General features: G+C 71.6%; 21 protein-coding genes and 1 tRNA gene. 13 read left to right on the top strand and 9 right to left on the bottom strand.

The window, feature by feature from the left end; all coding sequences use genetic code 11:
• Positions 1–65: 65 nt before the first annotated feature.
• From VT50_RS04435 to VT50_RS04410, 6 genes are all read right to left on the bottom strand, one after another.
• Complete coding sequence (locus VT50_RS04435; RefSeq protein ID WP_046085958.1) at positions 66–2,075, bottom strand: APC family permease; 2,010 nt, start codon at positions 2,073–2,075, stop codon at positions 66–68.
• Positions 2,076–2,180: 105 nt separating this feature from the next.
• On the bottom strand, positions 2,181–3,263 hold the full coding sequence (locus VT50_RS04430) for a 2-oxoacid:ferredoxin oxidoreductase subunit beta (RefSeq protein WP_046085957.1): 1,083 nt from the start codon (positions 3,261–3,263) through the stop codon (positions 2,181–2,183).
• Positions 3,256–5,208, bottom strand: a complete 1,953-nt coding sequence (locus tag VT50_RS04425; protein WP_046085956.1) for a 2-oxoacid:acceptor oxidoreductase subunit alpha — start codon at positions 5,206–5,208, stop codon at positions 3,256–3,258. The genes VT50_RS04430 and VT50_RS04425 overlap by 8 nt, the downstream gene beginning before the upstream one ends.
• Positions 5,209–5,482: 274 nt before the next feature.
• Positions 5,483–6,196 carry a response regulator transcription factor gene (locus VT50_RS04420; protein WP_046085955.1) on the bottom strand — a complete coding sequence of 238 codons (714 nt, stop codon included), beginning with the start codon at positions 6,194–6,196 and terminating at the stop codon, positions 5,483–5,485.
• Between the two features lie 66 nt (positions 6,197–6,262).
• Positions 6,263–7,606, bottom strand: coding sequence for a sensor histidine kinase (locus VT50_RS04415; RefSeq protein WP_046085967.1), 1,344 nt, complete (start codon positions 7,604–7,606; stop codon positions 6,263–6,265).
• Between the two features lie 190 nt (positions 7,607–7,796).
• Positions 7,797–9,101 carry a sensor histidine kinase gene (locus VT50_RS04410; protein ID WP_240529034.1) on the bottom strand — a complete coding sequence of 435 codons (1,305 nt, stop codon included), beginning with the start codon at positions 9,099–9,101 and terminating at the stop codon, positions 7,797–7,799.
• 181 nt (positions 9,102–9,282) lie between these two features.
• Here VT50_RS04410 and VT50_RS04405 point away from each other — a divergent pair, with 181 nt between their 5' ends.
• The 12 genes from VT50_RS04405 to VT50_RS04350 all read left to right on the top strand — a co-directional run bounded on the left by VT50_RS04405 (position 9,283) and on the right by VT50_RS04350 (position 21,032).
• Complete coding sequence (locus VT50_RS04405; RefSeq protein WP_037963650.1) at positions 9,283–9,705, top strand: NADH-quinone oxidoreductase subunit A; 423 nt, start codon at positions 9,283–9,285, stop codon at positions 9,703–9,705.
• On the top strand, positions 9,696–10,364 hold the full coding sequence (locus VT50_RS04400; protein ID WP_046085954.1) for an NADH-quinone oxidoreductase subunit B: 669 nt from the start codon (positions 9,696–9,698) through the stop codon (positions 10,362–10,364). The genes VT50_RS04405 and VT50_RS04400 overlap by 10 nt, the downstream gene beginning before the upstream one ends.
• Positions 10,361–11,791, top strand: coding sequence for an NADH-quinone oxidoreductase subunit C (locus VT50_RS04395; RefSeq protein WP_079343767.1), 1,431 nt, complete (start codon positions 10,361–10,363; stop codon positions 11,789–11,791). Before VT50_RS04400 ends, VT50_RS04395 begins: the two co-directional genes overlap by 4 nt.
• The gene (locus tag VT50_RS04390) at positions 11,788–12,753 is read left to right on the top strand and encodes a complex I subunit 1/NuoH family protein (RefSeq protein ID WP_046086813.1); all 966 of its coding nucleotides are present in this window, start codon (positions 11,788–11,790) and stop codon (positions 12,751–12,753) included. The genes VT50_RS04395 and VT50_RS04390 overlap by 4 nt, the downstream gene beginning before the upstream one ends.
• On the top strand, positions 12,753–13,412 hold the full coding sequence (locus VT50_RS04385; RefSeq protein ID WP_046086814.1) for a NuoI/complex I 23 kDa subunit family protein: 660 nt from the start codon (positions 12,753–12,755) through the stop codon (positions 13,410–13,412). The genes VT50_RS04390 and VT50_RS04385 overlap by 1 nt, the downstream gene beginning before the upstream one ends.
• Positions 13,409–14,065: an NADH-quinone oxidoreductase subunit J family protein gene (locus VT50_RS04380; protein WP_046086815.1), complete on the top strand. Its 657-nt coding sequence runs from the start codon at positions 13,409–13,411 to the stop codon at positions 14,063–14,065. Before VT50_RS04385 ends, VT50_RS04380 begins: the two co-directional genes overlap by 4 nt.
• Positions 14,065–14,466, top strand: coding sequence for an NADH-quinone oxidoreductase subunit NuoK (nuoK, locus tag VT50_RS04375; RefSeq protein ID WP_046086816.1), 402 nt, complete (start codon positions 14,065–14,067; stop codon positions 14,464–14,466). The genes VT50_RS04380 and nuoK overlap by 1 nt, the downstream gene beginning before the upstream one ends.
• Positions 14,463–16,481 carry an NADH-quinone oxidoreductase subunit 5 family protein gene (locus VT50_RS04370; RefSeq protein ID WP_046086817.1) on the top strand — a complete coding sequence of 673 codons (2,019 nt, stop codon included), beginning with the start codon at positions 14,463–14,465 and terminating at the stop codon, positions 16,479–16,481. Before nuoK ends, VT50_RS04370 begins: the two co-directional genes overlap by 4 nt.
• 3 nt (positions 16,482–16,484) lie before the next feature.
• Positions 16,485–18,074, top strand: a complete 1,590-nt coding sequence (locus tag VT50_RS04365; RefSeq protein WP_046086818.1) for a complex I subunit 4 family protein — start codon at positions 16,485–16,487, stop codon at positions 18,072–18,074.
• Positions 18,071–19,630: an NADH-quinone oxidoreductase subunit N gene (locus tag VT50_RS04360; protein WP_046086819.1), complete on the top strand. Its 1,560-nt coding sequence runs from the start codon at positions 18,071–18,073 to the stop codon at positions 19,628–19,630. Before VT50_RS04365 ends, VT50_RS04360 begins: the two co-directional genes overlap by 4 nt.
• Before the next feature lie 146 nt (positions 19,631–19,776).
• Positions 19,777–20,643, top strand: a complete 867-nt coding sequence (gene htpX, locus VT50_RS04355) for a zinc metalloprotease HtpX (RefSeq protein WP_046086820.1) — start codon at positions 19,777–19,779, stop codon at positions 20,641–20,643.
• Positions 20,640–21,032 (top strand): YccF domain-containing protein, encoded by a 393-nt coding sequence (locus tag VT50_RS04350; protein ID WP_046086821.1) that lies wholly within the window; start codon positions 20,640–20,642, stop codon positions 21,030–21,032. Before htpX ends, VT50_RS04350 begins: the two co-directional genes overlap by 4 nt.
• 12 nt (positions 21,033–21,044) lie before the next feature.
• Here VT50_RS04350 and VT50_RS04345 read toward each other — a convergent pair whose 3' ends face one another.
• The gene (locus VT50_RS04345) at positions 21,045–21,980 is read right to left on the bottom strand and encodes an NsdA family TPR-like regulatory protein (RefSeq protein ID WP_053048598.1); all 936 of its coding nucleotides are present in this window, start codon (positions 21,978–21,980) and stop codon (positions 21,045–21,047) included.
• A gap of 4 nt (positions 21,981–21,984) precedes the next feature.
• Positions 21,985–22,473 (bottom strand): YajQ family cyclic di-GMP-binding protein, encoded by a 489-nt coding sequence (locus tag VT50_RS04340; RefSeq protein ID WP_046086822.1) that lies wholly within the window; start codon positions 22,471–22,473, stop codon positions 21,985–21,987.
• A 189-nt stretch (positions 22,474–22,662) separates the two neighbouring features.
• On the opposite strand from VT50_RS04340, the gene VT50_RS04335 reads away from it, so the two are divergent.
• Positions 22,663–22,744, top strand: a tRNA-Tyr gene (locus VT50_RS04335).
• Positions 22,745–22,855: 111 nt separating this feature from the next.
• Here the strand turns inward: VT50_RS04335 and VT50_RS04330 are convergent.
• Positions 22,856–24,370, bottom strand: coding sequence for a glycoside hydrolase family 30 protein (locus VT50_RS04330; RefSeq protein ID WP_053048599.1), 1,515 nt, complete (start codon positions 24,368–24,370; stop codon positions 22,856–22,858).
• Positions 24,371–24,517: the final 147 nt, after the last annotated feature.

The following is a 24,517-nucleotide window of genomic DNA, read 5'->3' as shown; positions in this document are numbered from 1 at the left end:
TCGGTACACCCACCCTAAGGGAAGCGCTAACCAGAAGAAAGGTACTTCCGGTTGAGTAAGCGTGGTCATTCGGAGCCGGGCCGCTCCTGGGGCCCCCGCTCCCCGGACCCTCGCCCCCCGGGCCCCCGCTCCCGCGCCGCGAGGCTGACGGCGAACGGCAGGATCGTCACCGCGACGCCCGGCAGCCACTCCAGCGCCTTGGCCAGCGACTCCGCCGTGCCCCTGTGCAGCAGCTTGCCCAGCGGGGAGGCATAGGTGCGGCGCGGCACCAGCAGGGTCAGCGCGGTCCGCCCGTCCCCGGTGGTACGGGCCGCCAGCTCCACCACGGCGTGGCGCAGCCGCCGGTCCGGGCACTCCACGACCTCCAGCGGCACCGTCACCCCCGCCGTGGCCTCCCACCGCGCCATCAGCCGCCGGGCATGGGTCTCGTCCACCATGAAGTGCACCGCGCGTACCTCGTCGGGCCGCAGCTCGTGCGCGTACCGCAGCGCCTTGACCGTCGCGAGGTCGATGCTGTCCGCCAGGACGAAGACCACATGGCGCCGCCAGCGCGGGACGTCGTCCCCGGGGCGCTCCACCGCCTCCAGGGCGGCCGCCTCCGCACGGTACTCGCGGTTGATCCGGATCAGCGCCCAGACCCCCAGTGGGAAGACCACCACGACCAGCCAGGCGCCCTCGGTGAACTTGGTGATCCCGAAGATCAGCACCACGGCGGCGGAGACCACCGCGGTGCTGAGGTTCACCGCGACCTTCCAGGTCCGCCCCGGCTCCCGGCGCCGCAGGTGATAGGCCGTCATCCCGGACCCGGCCATGGTGAACGCGGTGAACACCCCGATCGCGTACAGCGCCACCAGCCGGTCCACATTGGCCTCGGTGACCACCAGCAGCGCGAGCGCCACCACGGCCAGCGACACGATCCCGTTGGAGAAGGCCAGCCGGTGGCCGCGCCGGGTCAGCTGCCGGGGCAGAAAGCGGTCCTCGGCCACGAAGCTGGCCAGGAACGGAAAGCCGGTGAAGGGCGTGTTGGCGCCCGTGTAGAGGATGAGCGCGGTCGCCAGCTGGACGAACGCCAGCCCCAGGGCGCCCAGTACCCCGCCGCCGAAGACCAGATGGGCCTCCTGCGCGAGGACGGTCGGGGTGCCGTCACGGTACGGGATGGCGTGGGTGAAGTGGGCCAGGGCGGAGACCCCGAGGACCAGCGTGCCCAGCACGCAGCTCATCGTGACCAGCGTGCGGCGGGCGTTGCGGCCCTTGGGGTCGCGGAAGACCGAGACGCTGTTGGAGATCGCCTCCAGACCGGTCAGCGAGGAGCCGCCGTTGGCGAACGAGCGCAGCACGATGAAGAGCGAGGCGCCGTAGAGCCAGCCGCTGCCCGGAGTGCCGAGCGGCACGGCGCCCGCGGCGCGCACATCGGCGTGCGGCAGCGTCCCGGTGAGCCCGCGGATCACCCCGACCACCAGCATCAGCCCGACGGCGGCGATGAACAGGTAGGCGGGGACCATGAAGACCCGTCCGGCCTCCCGCAGCCCGCGCAGATTGCCGTAGGCGAGGAACAGGATCACCACGGCGCTGAGCGGCAGTTGGAGGTGGTCGATACCGGTCCAGGTGCCGCCGGCGAGATGGGCGAAGGAGATGATCGCGTTGGTGCCCGCCGAGACCTGGACCGCGACGGTCACGATGTAGTCCACCAGCAGGGCCACGGACGCGATCTGGGCGATGTCCGGGCCGAAGTTCTCCCGCGCCACCACATACGAGCCGCCCGCCCGGGTGTAGAGCATCACCACATCGCTGTAGCAGAGCGTGACCAGCAGCAGCACCAGCAGGATCGCCCCGGTCACCGGAAGGATCATGGTGAACGCCGCGACCCCGATGACCGGCACCAGCACCCGCAGCATCTCCTCGCTGCCGTACGCCGTCGAGGAGATGCAGTCGGAGGCCAGTACGCCCAGCGCGGCCGGGTTGCGCAGCTTCTCGCGCCGGATCCGCTCGGTGACCAGGGGCGGGCCGAGCAGCAGCCGCTTGAGGCGGTAGCCGGGGCGGTCGGGCGGCTGGCGCGGGGCGGCGGTGTCGGCCATGCGGATAGCAGAGCGGGTGCCCGGCCGGGGCGCGGTCAGACGCTCCGGCCGGGCACCCGCCTGTGCCCGTATGTACGAATGTGCCCGCTGGGCGGGGAGTACGGGTCAGCCCACGACGGTCCAGGTGTCGCCGCCGGCGAGCAGCGCCCCGAGGTCGCCCTTGCCCTTGAGCTCCACGGCGTTGTCGAGCTGGTCGGACATCTGGGTGTCGTAGACCGGGCGCTCCACACTGCGCAGCACCCCGATGGGGGTGTGGTGGAGGGTGTCCGCGTCGGCGAGCCGGGTCAGCGCGAACGCCGTGGTGGGCGAGGCCGCGTGGGCGTCGTGCACCAGCACCTGGTGCTCGTTCCCGGCGGTGACGGTGACCACCTCGAGGTCGCCGGTGGCCTGGTTGCGGATGACGCCCTTGGACCGGTCGGCGCCGAAGCGGATCGGCTGCCCGTGCTCCAGCCGGATCACGGCCTCCTGGGCCTGGTCCTTGTCCTTCAGGGCCTCGAAGGCGCCGTCGTTGAAGATGTTGCAGTTCTGGTAGATCTCCACCAGCGCGGTGCCGGGGTGGGCCGCCGCCTGCCGCAGCACCTCGGTCAGGTGCTTGCGGTCGGAGTCCACGGTGCGGGCCACGAAGCCCGCCTCGGCGCCGAGCGCGAGCGACAGCGGGTTGAACGGCGCGTCCAGGGAGCCCATCGGGGTCGACTTGGTGATCTTGCCGACCTCGGAGGTGGGGCTGTACTGCCCCTTGGTCAGGCCGTAGATGCGGTTGTTGAAGAGCAGGATCTTCAGGTTCACATTGCGGCGCAGCGCGTGGATCAGGTGGTTGCCGCCGATCGACAGCGCATCGCCGTCACCGGTGACCACCCACACCGACAGATCGCGGCGGGAGGCGGCAAGACCGGTGGCGATGGCCGGGGCGCGGCCGTGGATGGAGTGCATCCCGTAGGTGTTCATGTAGTACGGGAAGCGCGAGGAGCAGCCGATGCCCGAGACGAAGACGATGTTCTCCTTCGCCAGGCCCAGTTCGGGCATGAAGCCCTGGACGGCGGCGAGGATCGCGTAATCACCGCAGCCGGGGCACCAGCGGACCTCCTGGTCGGACTTGAAGTCCTTCATCGTCTGCTTGGTGTCGCTCTTGGGCACCAGGGAGAGCGCGTGCCGGGCCGGTGCCGCGCCCTCGGCGATGGTGTCAGTCATCGATGGCCTCCTTAAGGGCCGTGGCGAGCTGTTCGGCCTTGAAGGGCAGTCCGCGGACCTGGGTGAAGGAGCGGGTGTCGACCAGGTAGCGGGCGCGCAGCAGCGTCGCCAGCTGACCCAGGTTCATCTCCGGCACCACGACCTTCTGGTAGCCCTCGAGCACCTTGCCGAGGTTGGCCGGGAAGGGGTTGAGATGGCGCAGATGGGCCTGGGCGATCGGGTCGCCCGCGGTGCGGACGCGGCGCACCGCCGCGGTGATCGGGCCGTACGTGGACCCCCACCCCAGGACCAGGGTGCGGGCGTCGCCGGTCGGGTCGTCCACCTCGATGTCCGGCACCGCGATGCCGTCCACCTTGGCCTGGCGGATGCGGACCATATGGTCGTGGTTGGCCGGGTCGTAGGAGATGTTCCCCGTGCCGTCCTGCTTCTCGATGCCGCCGATCCGGTGCTCAAGACCGGGCGTGCCGGGCACGGCCCAGGGGCGGGCCAGCGTCTCCGGGTCGCGCTTGTACGGCCAGAAGACCTCGGTGCCGTCGGCGGTTACGTGGTTGGGGCCGGCCGCGAACTGGACGCGCAGATCGGGCAGCTCATCGACGTCCGGCACCCGCCAGGGCTCCGAGCCGTTGGCCAGATAGCCGTCCGACAGCAGGAACACCGGGGTGCGGTAGGCCAGGGCGATCCGGGCGGCGTCGAGCGCGGCGTCGAAGCAGTCGGCCGGGGTCTTCGGGGCCACGATCGGCACCGGGGCCTCGCCGTTGCGCCCGTACATGGCCTGGAGCAGATCCGCCTGCTCGGTCTTGGTGGGCAGCCCGGTGGAGGGGCCGCCGCGCTGGATGTCGATCACCAGCAGCGGCAGCTCCAGCGACACCGCGAGCCCGATGGTCTCCGACTTCAGCGCCACCCCGGGTCCTGAGGTGGTGGTCACGGCGAGGGAGCCGCCGAAGGCCGCGCCCAGCGCGGCACCGATCCCGGCGATCTCGTCCTCGGCCTGGAAGCTGCGCACGCCGAAGTTCTTGTGCTTGGAGAGCTCGTGCAGGATGTCCGAGGCCGGGGTGATCGGGTACGACCCCAGGAACAGCGGCAGATCCGCCTGTCGGGACGCCGCGATCAGCCCGTACGACAGCGCCAGGTTGCCGGAGATGTTCCGGTAGGTGCCGGTGGGGAACGCGGTGCTGGCCGGGGCGACCTCGTAGGAGACGGCGAAGTCCTCGGTGGTCTCGCCGAAGTTCCAGCCCGCCCGGAAGGCGGCCACGTTCGCCTCGGCGATCTGCGGCTTCTTGGCGAACTTCTGGCGCAGGAACTTCTCGGTGTTCTCGGTCGGCCGGTGGTACATCCACGACAGCAGCCCGAGCGCGAACATGTTCTTGCTGCGCTCGGCCTCCTTGCGGGACAGCCCGAATTCCTTCAGCGCCTCGATGGTCAGCGTGGTGAGCGGCACCGGGTGGACCCGGTAGCCGTCCAGCGAGCCGTCCTCCAGGGGGCTTTGGTCATAGCCGACCTTGGCCATGGGGCGCTTGGTGAACTCATCGGTGTTGACGATGATTTCCGCCCCGCGCGGCACATCGGGGAGGTTGGCCTTCAGCGCGGCCGGGTTCATCGCCACCAGTACGTTCGGCGCGTCACCCGGGGTGAGGATGTCGTGATCGGCGAAGTGGAGCTGGAAGCTCGACACTCCGGGCAGCGTGCCGGCGGGGGCGCGGATCTCCGCCGGGAAGTTCGGCAGGGTCGACAGGTCGTTTCCGAACGACGCCGTCTCCGAGGTGAACCGGTCGCCCGTGAGCTGCATACCGTCACCGGAGTCCCCCGCGAACCGGATGATCACCCGGTCCAGACGGCGGACCTCCTTGCCGCCGTCCGCTGTTCGCTGCCCCCCGGCGGGCGTCTGCCCGCCCTGCTGATCGGCTGGTTCGGCCTGCTCGGCCGGGCTACTGACCTGGCTGGTCACTGCTTCGGACCTCCCTTGAGGCGGCGCTCCTGGACAGTCGGTGCCGACCGGTTGTTGTCCCATGACCATCGTACGTCGGTAAGGGTGGCCTTCCTTGGCCGGATCACATGGTGGACCCCGAAAGAAGAACCATATATGTCCTGGTTTGGCATGACGTGTCCCTCCCCCCGTGCTGTCATTTCCGCTGATCCCCATTCAGCCTTTGGCCCCGATTTGGCGTGCGGGAGTCTGCTTTCAGGAACTGAGAGTGTCAGCGATTGAGCTAGGTCAAGTGTCAGGAATTGAGATAGGTGAGGACGGCGAGCACCCGACGGTGATCCCCGTCACTCGGCGACAGGCCGAGCTTCAGGAAGATGTTGCTCACATGCTTCTCGACCGCGCCGTCGCTCACCACGAGCTGCCGGGCGATGGCCGAATTGGTACGGCCCTCGGCCATCAGCCCCAGCACCTCACGCTCCCTCGGGGTGAGCCCGGCCAGCACATCCTGCTTGCGGCTGCGGCCGAGTAGCTGGGCGACCACCTCCGGGTCGAGCGCCGTGCCGCCCTGGGCGACCCGCACCACCGCGTCCACGAACTCGCGCACCTCGGCCACCCGGTCCTTGAGCAGATAGCCCACGCCCCGGCTGCTCCCGGCCAGCAGCTCGGTCGCGTACTGCTCCTCCACGTACTGCGAAAGGACCAGCACCCCGAGCCCCGGGTGGTCACGGCGCAGCCGGACGGCCGCCCGGACCCCCTCGTCGGTGTGGGTGGGCGGCATCCGGACGTCGGCCACCACCACATCCGGTGGCACGCCCTCGTCGGCCAGCTCCCGCACCGACTTGATCAGCGCTTCCGCGTCCCCGACGCCCGCGACCACGTCATGGCCCCGGTCGGTCAGCAGCCGGGTCAGCCCCTCCCGCAGCAGCACCGAATCCTCGGCGATGACCACCCGTACTCTGTCCGCCACGATGTTCGGCCCCCGTTCCGCTCGGTTCGTCGGGACCAGCATCCCAGGGTTGCGCGGTTCGCGTCGCACGGAACCGGCCGCGTACGGGGCTCAGTGTCAGGGGAGCCGTCAGCGCCAGGGGAGCTCGGCGGTCACGGTGGTCGGGCCGCCCGCCGGGGACTGGACGACGAGGATCCCGTCCACCGCGTCGATCCGCTCGGCCAGCCCGGCGAGACCCGAACCGGCGGAGGTGTCGGCGCCGCCCCGTCCGTCATCCGTGATCTGCAGCATCACCCGGTCATCGGTGCGCCAGACGTCGACCTCGGCGCTGCGGGCACCGCTGTGCTTGCTGATGTTCTGCAGCAGTTCGGAGACGGTGAAGTAGACGATGCCCTCGATCGCGGGCGCGGGCCGCTGCGGAAGGTCCACGGTCGCCTTCACCGGGACCGCGCAGCGGGCGGCGAGGGCGGAGAGGGCGGGGTCGAGGCCGCGGTCGGTGAGGATGGCGGGGTGGATGCCGCGGGCGAGGTCGCGGAGTTCCTGGAGGGCGAGCTTCACCTCGCCGTGGGCCTCGTCGACCATCTTTGTGGCGGCTTCCGGGTCCTCCTCCAGCTTCTCCTTCGCCAGGCCCAGATCCATGGCGAGGGCGACCAGCCGGGCCTGGGCGCCGTCGTGGAGGTCGCGTTCGATCCGGCGCAGGTCGGCGGCGGCGGTGTCCACCACCGTGCCCCGGTCCGACTCCAGCTCCCAGACCCGGCTCGCCAGCCGGGACGGGCCGAGCAGTCCGGCCACCATGATCCGGTCGACCGAGGTCAGCGCCCGCAGCAGCCACGGGGTCAGCAGCAGGACCAGGACCCCGGTGACGCAGGTCACGGTGGTCTCGAACGGGTTGTCCAGATAGAAGTCGTGCCCGTGGCCGTCCCCGAAGATCTGCAGCCCCGGCTGGTCCAGATAGCGGGGGAAGACCCAGCGCCACAGCGGATAGGTGGCGAAGCCCCAGCCGTAGAAGGTGAATGTCACCGCGAAGCCGAAGGAGAGCACCGCCCACGGCAGATGGACCAGCGCGTAGATCACATGCCGCCAGGAGGTGCCGCTCCTGAGCAGCGCGCCCACCCAGGCCACCGGTCCGCGCCTGCCCCCTTTGCCGCCCCTCCGGCCGAGGACGGGCTCGGGCTCGGCCACCTCAAGACCAAGCAGCACCCGGGCGCGGGCCCGCTCGACGACGCCGAGCGCCCGGCAGCCCGCGAGGGCGGCGCCGAGCACCGGAACGCCCAGGAAGGTGATCAGCAGCCCGGCGCCGAGCGCGATCATCGTGACCGTGTAGACGAAGGTGAGGATGGCCATCGGCAGGTTGAGCAGGACGTAGAGGAGCTCACGCCACACGCGGCCCTGGAACGGCGCCTTCAGCACGGCGGGCACCAGCTGGCCACGGGGCTCGGTCCCCGGCTCGTAGGGGCGGTATGCGGTGGCCATCATCTACGTCCCGTCCTCTGGGGCCTGATCGGTCGCGCGTCTGCGTCCGCGTGTGCGTTTGTGTCCGCGTCTACGTCTGTGTCTACGTCTGCGTCTACGCCCGCGTCTGCGTCTGCGTCTGCCCAAGAGTCCCGGAGCGGGGGTCGGCCCGGCCATCGGGCGGGTCGGCCTCTTCACCGGGGGGCTAGCCCTACCTCGGGGATGGGGCCGGGTGCCAGGGCAGCTCGGCGGTCACGGTGGTCGGCCCGCCGGACGGCGAGTCCACCACGAACAGCCCGTCCACCGAGCCCAGCCGCTCGGCCAGGCCCGCGAGCCCCGTGCCCCCGTCGGTGGACGCCCCGCCGTGCCCGTCGTCCCGCACCTGGATCAGCAGCCGGTCCTCGGCGCGCCAGACGTCGACCTCGGCGGTGCGGGCGCCGCTGTGCTTGCTGATGTTCTGCAGCAGTTCGGAGACGGTGAAGTAGGCGATGCCCTCGATGGCGGGCGCAGGGCGTTCGGACAGCTCGGCCTCGACCCTCACGGGCACGGTGCAGCGGGCGGCGAGGGCGGAGAGGGCGGGACCGAGGCCGCGGTCGGTGAGGATGGCGGGGTGGATGCCGCGGGCGAGGTCGCGCAGTTCCTGGAGGGCGAGCTTCACCTCGCCGTGGGCCTCGTCGACCATCTTGGCGGCGGCCTCCGGGTCCTCCTCCAGCTTCTCCTTGGCCAGACCGAGCCCCATGGCGAGGGCGACCAGCCGGGCCTGGGCGCCGTCGTGGAGGTCGCGTTCGATCCGGCGCAGGTCGGCGGCGGCGGTGTCCACCACCGTGCCCCGGTCCGACTCCAGCTCGGCGATCCGCCGCTCCAGCTCGTCGGAGGGGAACAGCAGCCCGCGCACCATCGCCCGGTCCACATGGGTCAGCCCCCGGGCGATCCACGGCAGTACCGGCCAGGCGGCGAACAGCGAGGTCAGGGTGATCGCGAAGGTGACCACCGACCACGGCAGCCGGATCAGGGCGTACAGCGTGGCCCGCCAGCCGACCGGGTCCCGCAGACCCGTCCACAGCCTGCCGAGGAAGCCGCTGCCCGGCTGGTAGGGCAGGGGGCTGGGCTCGTCGATGTGCACCGAGAGCAGCGCCCTGGCGCGCTTGCGCTCGAACCGGCCGAGCAGTCGGCTGAACCGCAGCCCCAGGGCCAGCAGGGGCAGGCCCACCACCGTGACGGCCAGTCCCAGGCCCACGCTCAGCCAGACCAGGGTGAAGACGAAGCACGCGATGCCCACCGGCAGATTGGCCAGGAGATGCGCGATCTCCTTCCAGGTCTGGGTGGGGAAGGCGAACGCGGGCGGGCGCGGCAGCCGCGCGGCGCGGGCGCCGCGGCCGCCGTGATCGCCGTGATCGCCGCGGTCGGGGCCGTCGGGGCCGTCGACGAGCCGGTCCGCGGGCCGGTCCGCGAGCGGGTCCGCGGACCGGCCCACAGGCCGGTCGACGTGCCGGTCGACGGGGGAGCTGGAGGTCATGACAGCAAGACTGCCCGGCCCCGCGGGGGCTCCGCCATGGGGCTACCCCCACCGCATGGCGGACGGGCCGTCCGGCCGGGTGGCGGCAGGGCCTAGACTTCCCGTCCGTACGGATCGTCGAACACGCTGAGGTCGACGAGGAGCGGACAAGGACCACGAGACCAGGGAGCGAGGGGCGGACGTGCCGGAGGCGACGACCGTACGCACCACCAGCGTCACCAGCGTCCAGCTCGCGGCCGACTACTTCCACGGCTATGCGGTGGTCGGACTGCTGGCGGCGATCGGCGTGATCTTCGTCGCCGTGGCCTTCGGGGCCGGGCGGCTGCTGCGGCCTGTCGTGCCCACGCCCGAGAAGCTGCTGACGTACGAGTGCGGAGTGGACCCCGTGGGCGAGGGCTGGGCCCACACCCAGGTCCGCTACTACGTCTACGCTTTTCTGTATGTGATTTTCGCCGTGGACTCGATCTTCTTGTTCCCGTGGGCGACGGTCTTCGCGGCGCCCGGCTTCGGGGCCGCCACGCTGGTGGAGATGTTCATCTTCCTCGGGTTCCTCGCCGTAGGTCTGCTGTACGCATGGAAGAAGGGCGTCCTGGAGTGGACGTGACACCCAACCCGACGCCGACACCGACGACGGCCTCCGGGCCGCCGGTCCCCGCGCCCGCGCCGGTGGACCTGCCGGAGCCGCGCCGTCTCGGCCCGCTGGCCCGGCTGGCCCCCGAGCCGATGAAGGTGGTCCTGAACTGGGGCCGCCGCTACAGCCTGTGGGTCTTCAACTTCGGGCTCGCCTGCTGCGCGATCGAATTCATCGCGGCGTCGATGGCCCGCCATGACTTCATCCGGCTCGGCGTGATCCCCTTCGCGCCGGGACCGCGCCAGGCCGACCTGATGGTCGTCTCCGGCACGGTCACGGACAAGATGGCACCCGCGGTGAAGCGGCTGTACGAGCAGATGCCGGAGCCGAAGTACGTGATCTCCTTCGGGGCCTGCTCCAACTGCGGCGGCCCCTACTGGGACTCGTACGCCGTGACCAAGGGCGTCGACCAGATCATCCCCGTCGACGTCTACGTCCCCGGCTGCCCACCCCGGCCCGAGGCCCTGCTCCAGGGCATCCTCAAGCTCCAGGAGAAGATCGCACGCGAGTCGCTGGGCGAGCGCTACGGCCATTCCGGCCCCGGCGCCGCGTCCACGGCCGCGGGCCGTCCGTCGCCCGCCGCCCTGCGCAGCGGCCTGGTCACGCCCCCGGCCCGGGAAGACACGCGATGACCGACCACAACGAAACCAACGAGCCGAGGCCCACCCCACGCGAGTCGGCAGGGCCGAAGGAAGCCGCGAGGCCGACCGGGACCGAGTCGACCGGGGCCGCGTCGCGCGGGGCGGGGGAGGTCGTGGGCTCCGAGGCGGAGGTCCAGGCTGAGGCGGCGCCGCCCGTGGGGTGGCTGCCGCGTTCCGCCGCCGAGCTGTTCGGCGAGGGCGCCACGGCGGCGGAGGCGTACGGCCTGCTCACCGTCGACGTCCCCGCCGACTCCTGGCTCGCGGCGCTGGAGACGGCCCGCGACACCCTCGGCTGCACCTACTTCGACTGGCTGAGCGCGGTCGACGAGCCGGGCACCGGCTTCCGGGTGGCCGCGCGCGTTGTCGCCCTGGGAGTCCCCGGGGCCACGCTTGCGGCCACGGCTGGCGCCGGGCCCGGGGGCGGGCCCGCGGTGCGCGGCCTGCTGGTGCGCACCACCGTGCCGCACGAGGCACCCGCGCTGCCGACCGCCACCGGCGTCTACGCCGGGGCGGCCTGGCACGAACGCGAGACCCACGAGATGTTCGGCATCGGCTTCCCCGGTCACCCCGGCCTCGATCCGCTGCTGCTCCCCGACGGCTTCGAGGGGCATCCGCTGCGCAAGGACTTCGTACTGGCGGCCCGGGTCGTCAAGGCGTGGCCCGGCGCGAAGGAGCCCGGGGAGTCCGAACACGGCGGCCCCAAGCGGCGGCAGATGCTGCCGCCGGGTGTCCCCGACCCCAACGAATGGGGTCCGCTCAAGGGCCAGCTGCCCCCTGCTCCGGCCCGCCCTGCACGGGGCGCCCGCGCGGCGGGCGCCGCCGGGGGCGAGCGCCCCGCCCGCCGCACCCGTAGCGCGACGGCGGGCTCGGCGAGCCAGCGCCCGCCGGGAGCGGAGGCGACCGCGGAGGCTGCGGAGGGCCAGCCCCCTGCCCGGCGCGCGCGCAGCGCGAGCCAAGGTTCCGCGAGCCAGCGCCCGGCAGAGACGGAGGCCCCGGAGGGCCAGCCCGCGGCGGCCGAGCGCCCCGTACGGCGCTCCCGTAGCGCGGGTGAGGGCTCCGCGAGTCAGCGTGCGGCCGAAGCCGCCGACGCGGACGCGGGTGCCGACGAGCCGTCGGCGGCCGAAGCCCCGGCCCGCCCGCGGCGTCCCGCGCCGCAGCGGCGCTCCTCCGACGCCCCTTGGCACCATGCGCGTCCCGGGCGGGACGAGGACGCCGAGTCGCCGCGTGAGCCGCGGGCACCGGAAACGGAGGCAGCCGGAGACGGGCCCGGTGCGAAACCCGAACCCGAGCCCCAATCCGGAACCGCACCCGATTCCGCGTCGGACGCCCCTCGTGCCCCGGCCCGCCCGGACGTCACCCCCGACCAAGACCCCGACCAGGACCAGGACACCGACGACCAGCCAGGAGGCGCCGCGTGAACGACGTCCTCGACGTCGCGCTGCGACTGCTCGCCCTGCTGCTCGCCTTCCTCGTGCTGCCCCTGGTCGTGGGGCAGACCGAGCACAAGGTCATGGCCCATATGCAGGGCCGCCTGGGGCCGATGTACGCGGGCGGCTTCCACGGATGGGCCCAGCTGGTCGCGGACGGCGTGAAGTTCGCGCAGAAGGAAGACGTCGTACCGGCCGGAGCCGACCGGCGGATCTTCCAGCTCGCGCCCGCCGTTGCCCTGCTGCCGTACCTCCTCGTCCTCGTCGCGATCCCGGTCGGCCCCGCCGAGGGCGCCGTCGGCCAGGTCCTGGACGCGGGCATCTTCTTCGTGCTCGCCGTGATGGGCGTCGGGGTGCTCGGTTCGCTGATGGCGGGCTGGGCCTCGGCGAACAAGTTCTCCCTCCTCGGCGGCCTGCGCACGGCCGCCCAGCTCATGGCGTACGAGCTGCCGATGCTGCTCACCGCCGCCTCCGTGGCGATGGCGGCGGGCACGGTCTCGCTGCCCGGCATCCTCGACGCGTTCGAGTGGTGGTGGGTGCCGTGGCAGATCGTCGGCGGGGCGGTGTTCTTCACCGCAGGTCTCGCCGAGCTCCAGCGCCCGCCGTTCGACGCGCCGATCGCCGACTCCGAGATCATCTTCGGCGCGTACACCGAGTACACGGGTCTGCGGTTCGCGCTCTTCCTGCTCGCCGAGTACGCGGGCATCGTCGTCCTGTGCGGGCTGACCACCGTCCTCTTCCTCGGCGGCTGGCACGGTCCGTCCGCCGATGGCCTCGGCTGGCTGTGGACCCTGCTGAAGACGGCCGTCCTCGCCTTCGTCGTGATCTGGCTGCGGGTCAGCTATCCGCGGCTGCGCGAGGACCAGCTCCAGCGGTTCGCCTGGACCTGCCTCATTCCGCTCTCACTGGCCCAGATCGCCCTCACCGGCGTCGTCAAGGTGGTGATCTCCTGATGGGCATCCCCGGATCCGGTCTGGCCAAGGGCCTGGCCGTCACCCTGCGCACGATGACCCGGAAGTCGCACACCGCGCAGTATCCGGACGCGCAGCCCGAGCTGCCGCCCCGCACCCGCGGGGTGATCGGGCTGTTCGAGGAGAACTGCACGGTCTGCATGCTGTGCGCCCGCGAGTGCCCGGACTGGTGCATCTATATCGACTCGCACAAGGAGACCGTGCCCCCGGCCGCCCCGGGCGGGCGCGAGCGCAGCCGCAATGTGCTGGACCGGTTCGCGATCGACTTCGCGCTGTGCATGTACTGCGGTATCTGCATCGAGGTGTGCCCTTTCGACGCGCTCTTCTGGTCGCCGGAGTTCGAGTACGCGGAGGAGGACATCCGCGATCTCACCCATGAGCGGGACAAGCTCCGTGAGTGGATGTGGACGGTGCCCGCGCCGCCCGCGCTCGACCCGCGCGCGGAGGAGCCCAAGGAGCTCGCCGCCGCCCGTAAGACCGCCGACAAGCTCGCCGCCGCAGAGGCCGCAGAGGCCGCAGAGGCCGCCGAAGCCGCGCAGGCCGCAGAGGCGGCACAGGCACACGCGGAGCGCGGACCCGGCGAAACCGACGCGAACGGAAACGCGAACAGGAACGAGAACGGGAACGGAGCCGCCTCGTGAGCCATGCGGTCCACTTGGCCGCCACCGGCCACGCGTTCCTGTCCCCGACCGGAGTCGAGATCGCCTTCCTGCTGGTCGGCGTCGCGACCCTGGGCGCGGCCGTCGTCACCGTCACCACCAAGCAACTGGTGCACGCCGCCCTCTGGCTGGTGGTGGCGCTCGGCGGCCTTGCCGTGGAGTACCTCCTGCTCACGGCCGAGTTCATCGCCTGGGTGCAGGTGCTGATCTACGTCGGGTCCGTCGTCGTCCTCCTCCTCTTCGGGCTGATGCTCACCAGAGCCCCCATCGGCCGCTCCCCGGACGCCGATTCGGGCAACCGCCCGGCCGCGCTCGCGGTGGCCGTGGCCGCCGCGGGCGCCCTGGTGTGGGTGGTCGTGGATGCCTTCCGGACCACCTGGATCGAGCTGGACAAGGGCGTCCAGGGCTCCACCGCCGTCTCCGGTGAGAGCCTGTTCCGCCACTGGGTGCTGCCGTTCGAGGCGCTGTCCGTGCTCCTCCTCGCCGCGCTCGTGGGCGCGATCGTCCTGTCCCGCAGACACGGCCACGACAGTGGCCGAGCCGCCGGCCACGCCACCCGGGGCAACGGAGCCCAAAGCCCCGGCGCACAAGGCCCCGACGCCCAAAGCCCCGGTCACGGCAAGGAGAAGCGCTGATGCACCTCGCCTACCCCGCCGTGCTCGCCGTCCTCCTCTTCTCCACCGGTCTGTACGGCGCCCTCGCCCGCCGCAACGCGATCCTGGTGCTGATGTCGGTCGAGCTGATGCTCAACGCCGTCAATCTCAATCTCGTCGCCTTCGACGTCTGGCTCCGCGACACCCTGCACGCGGGCCAGGCGCTGACCCTCTTCACCATCGCCATCGCCGCCGCCGAAATCGGCATCGGCCTCGCCATCGTCCTGCTCGTGTATCGCAACCGCGGCACCTCCGACATCGACCGGCTGCGGGACCTGGCCGACCCCCCGTCAGCCGGCCAGCACCCGATGGACGACAGCATGGCACCCCCCACTGACAACGCCGCCGACCAGGCACGACGCGCCCGGAGGCAGACCGCGTGACGACCACGACCGCCGCCGTTCTCGTCCCCCTCCTGCCGTTCCTCGGCGCCGTCGCCGGGCTCCTCCTCGGCCGCCGCGCCCCCGGCTTCGTCCGCCCCCTCGCGGTGCTGCCGACCTTCGCCGCGGCCGGGCTTGCCGTGCTCGTCGCCGTGCGGCAGGGCGGGGGAGCGGGCGGCGGCACGGCCCCGCTCACCGCCGCGACCCGGCTCGCCGACACCGGCTCGGTCCCCGTCGACCTGGCCCTCCAGGTCGACGGCTTCGCCGCCCTGGTCGCGGTCCTCGTCGCCGTCGTCGCCTGCTGTGTGCAGATCTACTCGACCGGCTATCTGCGCGACGACCCCCGCTACCCCTCCTACGCCGCGCTCGTCTCCCTCTTCACCGCCGCGATGCTCCTCGTCGTCTACTCCGACGACCTGATCGTGCTGCTCGTCGGCTGGGAGATCATGGGCATCTGCTCGTACTTCCTGGTGGGCCACTACTGGGAGACCGCGGCCGCGCGCTCGGCGTCCCTGAAGGCGTTCCTGGTCACCAAGCTCGGCGACGTCCCGTTCCTGATCGGCATCTTCGCGCTCGCGGGCGACACCGGTACGTTCCGCATCAGCGAGATCCACACCCGGCTGACCTCCGAGACCGCCGGGGTGCCGCTGGACCACCCGACCCTGATCGCGCTGCTGCTGCTGGCCGGGGTCGCGGGCAAGTCCGCGCAGTTCCCGCTGCACACCTGGCTGCCGGACGCCATGGCCGGTCCCACCCCGGTCTCCGCGCTGATCCACGCGGCCACCATGGTCGCCGCCGGTGTCTACGTGGTGGCCAGGCTGCTGCCCGTCTTCGCCTCCTCCGCCGCCGCGCTCGCCGTACTGGCCGCCATGGCGGCCGTGACAATGGTCGGCTCCGCGCTCGCCGCGCTCGCCCAGGACGACATCAAACGCGTCCTCGCCTACTCGACCGTCGGCCAACTCGGCTATATGACGGGCGCCCTGGCCGTCGACGACCGCGGTGCCGCCGTCTTCCACCTCATCACCCACGGCGCGTTCAAGGCACTGCTGTTCCTCGGCGCGGGCGTGGTGATCCACGCCGCCGGAAGCAACTCCCTGGCCGCCATGTCCCGGATGAGCGGTCTCGCCCAGCGCATCCCCGACGCCTTCTGGACCATGACGGTCGCGCTGCTCGCGCTCGCCGCCATCCCGCCCTTCGCGGGCTTCTTCTCCAAGGAGGCCGTCCTCGGCGCGGCCGAGCACGCCGCCACCGGCCACACCTCCGCCGTCCCGGCGGGCGTCGGCTGGACCGTGCTCCTCGCCGGGCTGCTCACCGCGCTCCTGACCGCCGGATACGCGGCCCGGCTGTGGCTGCTCGCCTTCCGCGGCCGTGGCGAGCCCGTCCCCGACCACGGCAAGCAGCCAGTGGCCATGAACGCCGTCCTATGGGTGCTGTTCCTCCCCACGGCCGCCCTCGGCCTCGGCTACGGCACGCTGCCCGACTGGTTCGACGGCGAATCCCTCACCCCGACCCTCACCACGTCCGTCCTCTCCACCGGACTGGCCCTCGTCGGCGCCCTCGTCCTGTACGGCGCGTGGCGGCACAGCTCGGCGCGGGCCCGCCGGGTCCCGCTCGGCGCGGTGGCCGCCCACCCCGAGGCCGCCGACGCCGTCTCCGAGGCCGAGGCCATCGCCACCCACGAGGCGGCCTACGGCTCCATCGCGGGCGCCAGCGACCCCGCCGACCCCGGGCGGCTGCTGCTGGGCCCGCTGCACCGCCACGCGGCCGTCGGCTTCCACCTCGACGCCGTCTACGCCGCCCTGTTCGTGCGGCCCGTACGGGCCGCGGCCCGGCTCGTCCACTTCCTCGACCGCGAGGTCATCGAGACCTACGTACGCGGCGCGGGCGGTGCGCCCCGGCTGCTCGGCGCCGCCGTACGGCGCGCCCAGACCGGCAATGTGCAGACCTACCTCGGCGCGCTGCTCGCGGGCTCCCTCGTCCTGGCCGTGGCCGCCGTCCTCGTCGCAGCGGGAGCCTGACCCGTGAACCACACCGTCCAGCAACTTCTCCTCGCCGCCCTGGTCGTGCTCCCCCTGCTCGGCTCCGCCGCGGCCCTGCTCCCGGCCCCGCCCGGGCTGCGCGGCCGCGGGCCCGACCAGGCCGTCATGCGCCACGGCGTGACCGTCACCGGCGTGGTGCTCGCCGCCGCCATCGCCCTGGCCGCCGGATTCGACCACGATCACCCGGCCAGGATGCAGGCCCAGACCGACATCGGCTGGATCCCCGCCCTGGACATCCGCATCCACCTCGGCGTGGACGGCGTCTCGCTGCCGCTGCTGGTGCTGACCGCGCTGCTGACCTTCCTCAGCGCGCTCTACGCCTACGCCAACCGGCCCTCCGGACCGTCCCCCAAAGCCTTCGTGGCGCTGCTGCTCCTCCTGGAGTCGGGCACCCTGGCCAGCTTCGCGGTGCTGGACCTGATGCTGTTCTTCCTGGCGTTCGAGATGGTCCTCATCCCGATGTACTTCCTCATCAACCGGTGGGGAGGCGCCGAACGGGAGCGTGCCGCCTGGCGGTTCATCCTCTACACGCTGCTCGGCTCCGTCGTCATGCTGCTCGGCCTCCTCCTCGTCGGGCTCAAGGGCGGCACCTTCGACATGGTGGCACTCGCCACTGACAACGGCTCCGGGCTCAGCCACACCACCCAGCTCATCGCGGCCCTCGCCATCATCGCCGGGCTCGCCGTCAAGGCCCCGATGTGGCCGCTGCACAGCTGGCTGCCCGACGCCCACACCGCCGCCCCCACCGTCGGCTCGGTGCTGCTGGCGGGCGTGCTGCTCAAGATGGGCACCTACGGCCTCGTCCGCATCGTGCTGCCGATGACCCCCGACGCGGCCCACACCTACGCGCCCTACCTCGCCGCGTTCGCCGTGGTCGGCATCATCTACGGATCCCTCGCCTGCCTCGCGCTCGCCCGGGCGGGCGCCAAGGGCGACCTCAAGCGGCTGATCGCCTACTCCTCCGTCGGCCATATGGGCTTCGTGCTGCTGGGCATCGCGACCCTCACCCCCACCGGGGTGAACGGCGCGCTCTTCGCCAACATCGCCCACGGCCTGATCACCGGTCTGCTCTTCTTCCTCGTCGGCGCGCTCAAGGACCGCTACGGCACCACCGACCTGGACCAGCTCTCGGGCACCAGCGGCGCCGCCCTCTACGGCAGGGCGCCGCGCCTCGGCGGGCTGCTCGCCTTCGGCGCCGTGGCCTCCCTGGGGCTGCCCGGACTCGCCGGGTTCTGGGGCGAGATGCTCGCCATGTTCGGCGCCTTCGACCCCGCCGACGGGCTCAGTCGCCCGGCGTATCTCGCCTATATGGCGCTCGCCGCCTTCGGCACCCTGCTCACCGCCGCCTACATGCTCATCGTCGTACGGCGCGTCTGCATGGGCGACCATCCGATCGCGCCCGGCACCGGGACCGAGGCAGAGCGGCCCGCCCTGGCCGATGTCCACGGCCATGAATTCGCCGCCTGGAGCCCCCTGGTGGCCCTCACCGTCCTCGCCGGACTGTGGCCCGCGGCCCTCCTCGGCCTCACCGACCCGGCCGTGCAGCAGCTCCTCGCGGGAGGCACCCGATGAGTCCGAACGCCTCGAGCCTGGCCGCCAGCCTCGTCCAGTCCGTCGACTGGCTCGCCGTCGCACCGCCCACCGTCGCGGCCCTGGCCGGTCTCGCCGTCCTGGTCGCGGACCTCTTCCTGCCTGAGCGCAGAAAGCACCTGCTGGGCTGGGGGGCGATAGCGGGGCTGGCCCTGGCCGCGCTCGCCCTGCTGCCGCTGCTGGACGGCGACCGCTCCACCTTCTGCCTCACCACCGGCGCCCACGCGTGCAGCTACACGGCCGACACCTTCGCGCTCGTCATCCAGTTCCTGGTGCTCGGCGGAGCGCTGGTCACCGCGCTGCTGTCCTTCAGCGCCCTCGACGATCTCAAACTCCCCGCGGGCGAGTTCTGGTTCCTGCTGCTGTCCTCCGCCGCCGGCGCCGCCCTGCTGCCCGCCGCCCGCGATCTGGCCACCCTGGTCATCGCCCTCGAGGTGGCCTCGCTCCCGGCCTTCGCCCTCGTCGGCCTGCGCCGCGGCGACCGCCTCTCCTCCGAGGCCGCGCTGAAGTTCTTCCTCTCCTCGGTCACCGCGACCGCCGTGATGCTGCTCGGCGTCAGCTTCGTCTACGCCGCCACCGGCAGCCTCCACCTCTCCCGGATCGCCGCCGCCCTCACTCATGTCGACCCGCGGCTGGACACCCTCGCCCAGGCGGGGGTCGTGCTCACCCTGGTCGGCTTCGCGTTCAAGACCGCCGCCGTGCCCTTCCACTTCTGGGTGCCCGACACCTACGTCGGCGCACCGGTGCCCGTCGCCGCGTATCTGTCCGTCGTCGGCAAGGCGGTCGGGTTCTCCGGCCTCATCCTGGTGACCGTCCTCGCCTTTCCCTCGTACGCCGATGTGTGGGGCCCGGCCGTCGCGGTCCTGGCCGCCCTCACCATGACCGCGGGGAACGCCGCGGCGCTGCGCCAGCGCCCGGAGCGCCCCTTCAGCGCCGTACGGCTGCTCGCCTGGTCCTCCGTCGCCCAGGCGGGCTATCTGCTGGTCCCCATCGCCGCGGCCGGTTACGCCGACTCCGGCCAGGACGCCTCGCGCGCCGTCGGCTCCACCGTCGCGTACGCCCTGATGTACGCGGTCGTGAATCTCGGCGCCTTCGCCGTGGCCGCCCTGGTGGCCCGCACGAGCCCGGCCAACCGGATCACCGACTACCGCGGTCTGTACGCGGCCCGCCCGGCCGCCGCCCTGGCCCTCGGCTTCTTCCTGCTGTGCCTGGCCGGGCTGCCCCCGGGCGTCATCGGCCTCTTCGCCAAGGTGACCGTCTTCTCGGCGGCGGTGGACGCGGGGCTGGGCTGGCTCGCGGTGGTGATGGCGCTGAACGTGGTGGTGGCGCTGTATTACTACCTCCAGTGGACGACGGAGCTCTTCCGTACATCGGAGCCCGCCGCCGAGCCGGAGCCCGTGCCCGCCGCGGGGGCGGCCGTCACCCGCCCCCGCGCCGTCCCCCTTACGGTTGCCATCGCCCTCACCGCGGCCGCCGGTATCGCCCTCTCCGGCGCCCCCCAGCTCGTCCTCCGGTTCGCGTCGAGCGCCTTGCTGTAGGCATCCCCACAGCCCCCGCGGGTCCGCGTCCGTGTGCACAAGGGAACTGGTGCCCTTCGCCTGGCGTTGACTTTTTCAGGAGGGTCCACTGGAAGGTGGAGACACCAGGCAAGGGGTTCCCCTGCGGCACATCGGGAGGGCACACCGTGCACCGCCGGCACAACGGGCTGAAGACCGCCGTACTCCTCGGTGGTCTGTCCGCGCTCATCATCGTCATCGGGAGCCTCTTCGGCCGTACCGGGCTGATCATCGCGGTGATCGTCGCACTCGGGACCAACGCGTACGCCTACTGGAACAGTGACAAGCTGGCGCTGCGCGCGATGCGCGCCCGCCCCGTCAGCGAGTTCGAGGCGCCGGGGCTGTACCGGATGGTGCGTGAGCTCTCCACGGCCGCGCGCCAGCCGATGCCCCGGCTCTACATCTCCCCGACCGAGGCCCCCAACGCCTTCGCCACCGGCCGCAACCCCCGTAACGCGGCGGTGTGCTGCACCGACGGCATCCTGCGGCTGCTGGACGAGCGCGAGCTTCGCGGGGTCATCGGCCATGAGCTCAGCCATGTCTACAACCGGGACATCCTGATCTCCTCGATCGCGGGCGCGCTCGCCACCGTCGTCATGTTCCTGGTGAACTTCGCCTGGCTGATCCCCATGGGCCGGTCGGACGACGACGAGGGCCCCGGCTTCCTCGGCATGCTGCTGATCATGATCCTGGGCCCGCTCGCGGCCTCCATCATCCAGCTCGCCGTGAGCCGTTCCCGCGAGTACGAGGCGGATGCCTCAGGCGCCCAGCTCACCGGCGACCCCCTGGCCCTCGCCAGCGCCCTGCGTAAGCTGGAAGCGGGCACCAAACAGCTTCCGCTGCCGCCCGAGCCCCGGCTGGAGACCGCCAGCCATCTGATGATCGCCAACCCCTTCCGCGCCGGTGAGGGCATGGCCAAGCTCTTCTCCACCCACCCGCCCATGCGGGAGCGCATCGCCCGCCTCGAACAGATGGCAGGAGGCCGCCGGCCGTGAAGACCCTCCTGAACCTGATCTGGCTGATCCTCTGCGGCATCTGGATGGCGATCCTCTACGTCCTCGCCGGAGCCCTCCTCTTCATCACGATCATCGGCATCCCCTTCGCGATCGCGTCCTGGCGCATCGCCGGGTTCGCCCTGTGGCCCTTCGGCCGCACCGCCGTCCCCCGCCACGACGCCGGGGCCCCCTCCTGCGTCGGCAATGTCCTCTGGCTCATCCTCGCGGGCTGGTGGCTGGCGATCGGCCATCTCGTCACCGGCGTCGCCCTCTGCCTCACGATCATCGGCATCCCCCTGGGCCTGGCCAACTTCAAGCTCATCCCGATCTCCCTGGCCCCCCTCGGCCATGAGATCGTCCCCACCGACCAGCCCTTCGGCCGCCGCTGACGCGGGCTCCGGTCAGCGTTCCGCCCGGACGTGGTCCGACACCCACGCGGGGGCGTCCGGTCTCCGGCTGATGTCCCGCAGCGTGGCCCGCAGCCTGCGGCGGGCGCGCTCGGAGGTGACCGTCTCCAGCTGGGGGCCGATGGAGAGCAGCGTGGCCTCGCACTCCCGCCACGCATGGGCGCTCGCGTACGCCGACAGCAGGGCGACGCCGTAGTAGAGCGGAAACCTGCCGCCAGGGACGTCCCCCGAGGCCAGTTCGCGCGCGCGGCGCAGCTTGGGGATCGCGCCGGTGACGTCCCCGAGGGAGAGCAGGGCCTCCCCCTCATGGCCGGTGATCTCGCCGTCGTTCACCCACCAGGCCCAGGCCGGATCGCGGGGGCTGACCGAGTCCTCCAGCGCGCCCCTGGCCCGGGCCAGCTCGTCCAGCGCCCGTCGGCGCTCTCCCCTCCGGGCGAGCGCCCTGCCCCGGCGCACCCGCGCGATCAGTGCCACGCGCGGCGGGATCCCGGGCCTCGTAAGGAGCTCATCCGCGATCCGCAGCGCCCCGTCCGGACGGGACTCGTCCACGTCCTGCATGGCCAGCATGTCCAGGGCGAACCACTCCATGGGCCGGTCCCCGGCCTGCCTGGCGAGCTGACGGGACTCCAGGAACGCCGTACGCGCCGCGTCCCGCCGCCCGGCGTCGAACAGCAGCCAGCCCGCGATCTCGGCGAGCTCGGCGACCGCCGACAGATACCCCGCCCGCCCCCGCTCGGGAACCCCATCCCGGTCCAGCGTGCGCTGTCCGGCCCGCCAGAGCCGTACGGCAGCGGGTGCCACCGCCGTGCCGCCGAACCGGTTGTCGTGCTCCAGCAGCGGGGCGACGGCGGCACGCATCCGCGCGAGATCACCGTCGACATCCGTCAGAACGCCGGGGCGCGCCGCCCCGGCGTGCCGTACGCGGCGCACCCGCCTACCGGTAGTTGACGAACTGCACCGCGAAGTCCAGGTCCTTGCCCTTGATCAGGGCGATCACGGTCTGCAGATCGTCCCGGCTCTTGGACGTCACCCGCAGCTCCTCGCCCTGCACCTGCGCCTTGACGCCCTTGGGCCCCTCATCGCGGATGATCTTGGCGACCTTCTTCGCGTTCTCCTGCGAGATCCCCTCCTGCAGCGAGGCGAAGATCTTGTACTCCTTGCCCGACGCCTGCGGCTCGCCCGCGTCCAGCGCCTTCAGCGAGATCCCGCGCTTGACCAGCTTGGACTGGAAGACGTCGAGGATCGCCTTGACCCGCTCCTCGGAGTTGGCTCGCATCTCGATCCGCTCGCCCGACCACTCGATCGAGGCGCCGACGTTCTTGAAGTCATAGCGTTGGGAGATCTCGCGGCTCGCCTGGTTCAGAGCGTTGTCGACCTCCTGCCGCTCGACCTTCGAGACGATGTCGAAACTGGAGTCGGCCATCGTGAGTTGGCTCCTCGTACGTAGATCCGTCAGTGGCACGGCCCAGCGGACCGCTCCGGCCAGCCTAGCGATCTCGGCCATGATCGAGCGGCGATCAACCGGGTGGCGGACCACCCCCGCACATCAGGTATTGTTTACGTCGTTGCCAGGGAGCAGCACCGCGAGAGCGGGGCACCTGGCCACATCCCAGGCGGTGTGCCCGAGTGGCCAATGGGAGCGGACTGTAAATCCGTCGGCTTAGCCTACCCAGGTTCGAATCCTGGCGCCGCCACGCCAAAGAAACGGCCCCCGAGCTGCGAAAACGCGGCCGGGGGCCGTTGGTGTGTGGGCAGGGCCGCGTACCGGCGCCGTGCCGACCACCGTCGTGCTCAGGACTGCCGCCTTACGGCTGGTCGCCGGTCCAGGTGAAGGTGGCGGAGGCCCCGGCGGGGAGCTGGTAGGTGAAGGACTGGCCGCCCCAGTTGACCTTCAGCGTCTCCTGGCCGCCGGTGTCGTTGTAGGCGATCAGCGCCTTGGAGCCGTCGGGGTTCTTCCAGGCCACGTTCGGGACCCTGGAGCTGGCGGTGGAGTCGATGCGGTGGGCGCCCGGCTTCACGAACTTCGTGAGGTGGCCCATCGTGTAGTACTCGACGGTGTAGTCGACCCTGCCGCTCTGGCCGTCGCCGTTGTGCACGGTGACCAGCCCGGTGCAGGTGTCGCAGCCGCCGTTGTGGGGGCCCTTGTTCTGATCGACCGCGAGGCTCCACTTGATCCAGCTCTTGCCCCAGTTGCGGGTGTAGTCGATCAGGTTGTGCATGTCCTCCTTCTGCTGGTTCTCGATCCAGGTGCCGCCGGAGTGTTCGGTGTCGAAGGCGTCCACGCCGGGGTACTGGTTGTGGACGGTGGTCTGCTGGCCGACGTCGCCGCCGTAGCCGTGCCAGGCGATGCCGCCGAAGTTCGGGTGGTTGCGGATGGCGGCGTCGTCCACCACGGGAGCGCCGAAGCCCGACCACTGGTCCCAGTTCCAGTCGAGGGCGAGCACCTTGGTGCTCAGGCCCGCGTTCGCCAGCTTGGGCAGCAGTTCGCTCTTGGTGAAGTAGTTGAGCCCGGAGCCGTTCCACTGCATCGACGGGTAGCCGCCGCAGCAGGTGGGCTCGTTCTGCACGGTCACGTAGTCGATCGGCACCCCGCGGTTCTTGTACTCCTGGAGGTACTTCACGAAGTAGTCCGCGTAGGTGCCGTAGTACTGCGCCTCCAGCCAACCCTGGTTGAGCTGGTCGTTGTCCTTCATCCAGGCGGGGGCGGTCCATGGCGAGGCCATGACCTTCAGGGCCGGGTTGAGCTGCTGGGCCCGCTGGGTCAGGGGCAGGACGTCGGCCAGGTCGTGGTCGATCGAGAACCTGGTGAGGCCGGGGTCGGTCTGTCCGGCCGGTACGTCGTCGAAGGTGTAGCCGAAGCGGGCGAGGTCGGAGCCGCCCATCGGGTTGCGCAGGAAGCTCACGCCGATGCCGTCGGTGGGGGAGAAGAGCTTGCGCATCACCTCGTCGCGGGTGCCCTGGCTCAGCGCGCCGCTGCTGTTGAACAGCCATGCCGCGGTGTCCGTGAACGATGCGCCGGCGCCCGAGAACTCCTGGTACGTCCGCGACTCGTCGACCGTGACATCGCCCCCGCCGCCGGCCGCGAAGCTGATGGGCGTCTGCTGCTCCAGGCCCTTGACGACGGTACGGCCGTCGGAGCCGGAGGTGGTGGTCAGATAGACGTTGACGGTCTCGCCCGCCGAGGCCGGGCCGGGGCGGGCCGCCTGGGCGCCCGCCGGAGACGTCAGCCAGGGGCCGACGGCCACGGCGACCGCTGCGAGGGCGCCCACCAGGGCGGAGCGCGGTGTGACAGCTCTTGTCGGGGGTCTCACAGATCTCATGAAAGTCGATGCCTTCCTGTGCGGACAGGACCGGCCGGTGCGGTCACGGCCGTAAGGGGGGAAGAGCGAGCCCGGTGACCGGTGTGTTCACGGCCACGTCGCACCGGAGCACCGGTGTGGTCACGGTGCTCGGTGATGTGAATGATT

It is taken from the genome of Streptomyces antioxidans, assembly GCF_000968685.2.
In the GTDB taxonomy this organism is placed as follows: Bacteria; Actinomycetota; Actinomycetes; order Streptomycetales; family Streptomycetaceae; genus Streptomyces; species Streptomyces antioxidans.
The sequence above is the reverse complement of the archived record's forward strand: the minus strand, read 5'-3'. Positions and strand labels throughout refer to the sequence as shown.